The sequence below is a fragment of the Dyella sp. 01N36 genome, from assembly GCF_056399745.1.
Genome location: NZ_JBFTRY010000284.1, coordinates 1 through 3,357 on the forward strand (window position 1 = coordinate 1; position 3,357 = coordinate 3,357).

General features: G+C 60.3%; 3 protein-coding genes and 2 rRNA genes. 4 read left to right on the forward strand and 1 reads right to left on the reverse strand.

Annotated features, from left to right (window positions below; genetic code table 11):
• The 4 genes from AC1DMG_RS21005 to AC1DMG_RS21020 all read left to right on the forward strand — a co-directional run.
• A 23S ribosomal RNA gene (locus AC1DMG_RS21005) occupies positions 1-462 on the forward strand; the annotation flags it as partial.
• 183 nt (positions 463-645) lie between these two features.
• Positions 646-758, forward strand: a 5S ribosomal RNA gene (gene rrf / locus AC1DMG_RS21010).
• Positions 759-956: 198 nt separating this feature from the next.
• Entirely contained in the window at positions 957-1,640 is a 684-nt protein-coding gene (locus AC1DMG_RS21015) for a rhomboid family intramembrane serine protease (RefSeq protein WP_441602698.1), read from the forward strand.
• 9 nt (positions 1,641-1,649) lie between these two features.
• Positions 1,650-1,973 carry a DUF1820 family protein gene (locus AC1DMG_RS21020; protein ID WP_046970761.1) on the forward strand — a complete coding sequence of 108 codons (324 nt, stop codon included), beginning with the start codon at positions 1,650-1,652 and terminating at the stop codon, positions 1,971-1,973.
• A gap of 8 nt (positions 1,974-1,981) precedes the next feature.
• Here AC1DMG_RS21020 and AC1DMG_RS21025 read toward each other — a convergent pair whose 3' ends face one another.
• Positions 1,982-3,103: a hypothetical protein gene (locus AC1DMG_RS21025; protein WP_441602699.1), complete on the reverse strand. Its 1,122-nt coding sequence runs from the start codon at positions 3,101-3,103 to the stop codon at positions 1,982-1,984.
• Between the last annotated feature and the right edge of the window lie 254 nt (positions 3,104-3,357).

Below are 3,357 nucleotides of genomic sequence, written 5' to 3' on the forward strand. Positions count from 1 at the left end.
CTGGGGATAACAGGCTGATACCGCCCAAGAGTTCATATCGACGGCGGTGTTTGGCACCTCGATGTCGGCTCATCACATCCTGGGGCTGTAGCCGGTCCCAAGGGTATGGCTGTTCGCCATTTAAAGTGGTACGCGAGCTGGGTTCAGAACGTCGTGAGACAGTTCGGTCCCTATCTGTCGTGGGCGTTGGAGATTTGAGAGGGGCTGCTCCTAGTACGAGAGGACCGGAGTGGACGTTCCGCTGGTGTTCGGGTTGTCATGCCCATGGCATTGCCCGGTAGCTACGAACGGAAGCGATAACCGCTGAAAGCATCTAAGCGGGAAGCGCGCCTCAAGATGAGATCTCCCGAGACTTCGAGTCTCCTTAAGGCACCATCAAGACTAGGTGGTTGATAGGCGCGGTGTGGAAGTGCAGCAATGCATTGAGCTTACGCGTACTAATGAGCCGTGAGGCTTGACCATATAACCCCAAGACGCTTTGTTTAACGCGCTTCCTGCGCGAGTAAAAGCGGCCATCCATGGCCGCACTCCTCAGGAACAGCACGCTTCGACGAATGCATCTCGAAACAAAATTTCACCTCGACGCTTGTCACTCGTTTACCCCTTTGCCGGACTGGCGCATTCGTGCGCTGTCCGCACCCCTTCCCTGGCGGCTATAGCGCTGTGGCCCCACCCGATCCCATCCCGAACTCGGAAGTGAAACGCAGCTGCGCCGATGGTAGTGTGAATTCTCATGCAAGAGTAGGTCACCGCCAGGGGCTTTATCCCTCAAACGCCTTCCCATCCGGGAAGGCGTTTGTCTTTGTGCGCTTTGAAAATTTTGCTGCATCGATACACGGCCAACTGCCACGGGCATCGTCTGAAAGCGCCGAAGTCGTCCGATGCGCGCTGTGCAGCAAAAACTTATCGCCTATGATGCAAAGCTCACCTGAGCTGCAAGCCGCGGAGCGTTTCCAGTGTTTGTCCATGTCGAAACCCGCCGTCGTCGGCATGTCCAATGGGCCACCGTGCTCGTGGTGGTCGTGTGCGTGATCAGTTTCGTCGGCCTGGCCTTGATGCCTGGGCCGCAGCGCATGTCGATGTGGCTCGAATGGGGTACCGTGCCGGCGAACATCTTCGATCCGAAGGCGCCGCTGCTGCCGCAATTGCACGATCCATCGCTGCTACGCCTGTTCACCGCGCTCTTCATCCATCTCGCCTGGCTGCATCTGCTGGGCAATCTATTGTTCCTGGTGATCTTTGGTTTGCCGGCGGAACGCGCACTGGGCTCGCTGCGCTTCCTGCTGCTGTTTGTGCTCGGTGGCATGGTGGCGAACCTAGTCGGTGCGCTTTCGTTGACTGGCGTGCGTTCGCCGATCATCGGCTGCAGCGGCGCCGTGTCGGCGGTGCTGGGAACCTACATAGCGCTGTTTCCCCGCGCGAGACTAGGACTGGTGTTGCCCCTGGGTCTCTACCTGGAATTCGTGCGCGTCCCGGCCTTTCTCCTGATCGGCATCTGGGTGCTGTTGCAGTTGCTCTTCAGCTACGCCGGGCCCAGTTATGGTGCGGTAGTGTGGTGGACGCATATCGCCGGCTTCCTGTTTGGCGTGGTGTTTGCCTTGTTTTCGCGAGAAGGCATCGCGCGGCGTCTACGCGGATAACATAGGCTCATGCGCAACAAGAAACTCTACAAAGTCACCTTCCTGCATCTGGGCAAGTGCTACGAGCTCTATGCCCGCCACGTGGCATCAAGCAGCCTGTGGGGTTTCACCGAAGTCGGCGAACTGGTGTTCGAGCCCGTGGGCGAAGGCCTGCTGGTGGATCCCACCGAAGAGAAGCTGCGCGACGAGTTCAAGGACACGCGCGTATTGCACCTGCCGATGCAATCGGTGGTGCGGGTCGAGGAAGTGGAGAGCAAGGGCGCGCTGGTGATCCGTGATGCCAGCGACGGCCAGAAGATCACGCCGTTTCCGATGCCGCCGCGCGGGCGCTGAATCGCTGGCTAGACGTGGCGGATTACCGCGATCAGGATCTCCACGGCAATCAACACGATGATGGCCAGCTCCATCAGCTCGCCCCGCTTGCTCGATGCCTCTTCATATAACGCCGCGTAGCTGTCGCGGATGATGGCCAGCTTGCGATCGACGGCTTTGCTGACATGCGGTACGCGAAACAACTCGAGTGCCGCCGCATAAACGCGCGCGAGATAAACGTCCTCGGTGACTTGCAGTGCGTTGTCGACTTTCTCGGTGATCTCGGTGACTTCCGCCACGAGCGTGTATAGATGCCGCGCCAGATCGGCGTAGCGTCGCGCTGCAAAAGGGTTGGCGACGTTGTGCGTCGCTTCCACCAGGTCGTACATGCGTGGCAGTTCGGCATCGAGCAATTCGTCGTAGTAGCGCAACTCCAATAGCTGGGCGTTCGCCACTTCGAGAATATCGACCACGTCCGACTCACCGCGCGGTTCGTAGATGAAGGCGCGGTCCCAGGTGACGACGGCCAGATCGTCGGTGTAATACGAAAAGCGCTGCCGCAGCAGTTCCTGGCGAGCAGACTCGGAGAGCGGTCGTGATTCACCGGCAAGCAAGGGCACAAGGTCCAGCTCGTCGTGAAGCGTTGCTGTACTCACGACTCCTTCGAGCGCATGTACCAGGCCCAGTAGATAGTCCTCGTGCAGGACGGCCACACTCGGCCGCAACAGCGCGGGCCCCACGATGTCCGTGATCTGCGCCAGCAGACGCGTCCACGCGTCTGAATCGGAGGCCAGACCAAACGCGGCATCGACTGCATTCACTCGCGCGCTGAAGTCCACCCATGAGAGATCGTCGGCAGGCACGCTGATGGATAAGGCGGCGACTCCGAACTCGTAGAGCCTCGCGAGCGCGGTGGCTTGCAAGGCGCGGCCACCGACATCAACCTCGATGGGACCCAGGGTCAACTCGACGGGTGGTACGCCGAACGTCAGCGCCTTCGTCGGCGCGGTCACCAACCGACTGCGGGCGGCGGCAGTACGCGCCCGTTGCGCCCAAAGTGATTCGGCGGCGGTCAGATCGATGGTGTCGGCAATGTCGACCAGCCGCATCGCAATGACCGATGCGCGGTGTACATGCGGTTGTCGACCCATGGTGTTCGTCCATGTGACGGCGCTCTGTGGAAGCTTCGCGCCGATGGCCCGATTCTAGACCGTGAGCGTGACAGTCATGTCAGCCGGCGGCCAGCCCATGGTGACGCGAGAACTGCCGGAACAGGCGGCGCGCCAGCGGAGTCGGGGCAACCTGCTTAAACGTGTGGTGCGGATCGAAGCCTTCGCGCTTCATGTCGTGGTGCTTGCGGTCAATGTAGGCGCGCATCACATCCGCATTGAATTCAGGATGGAAC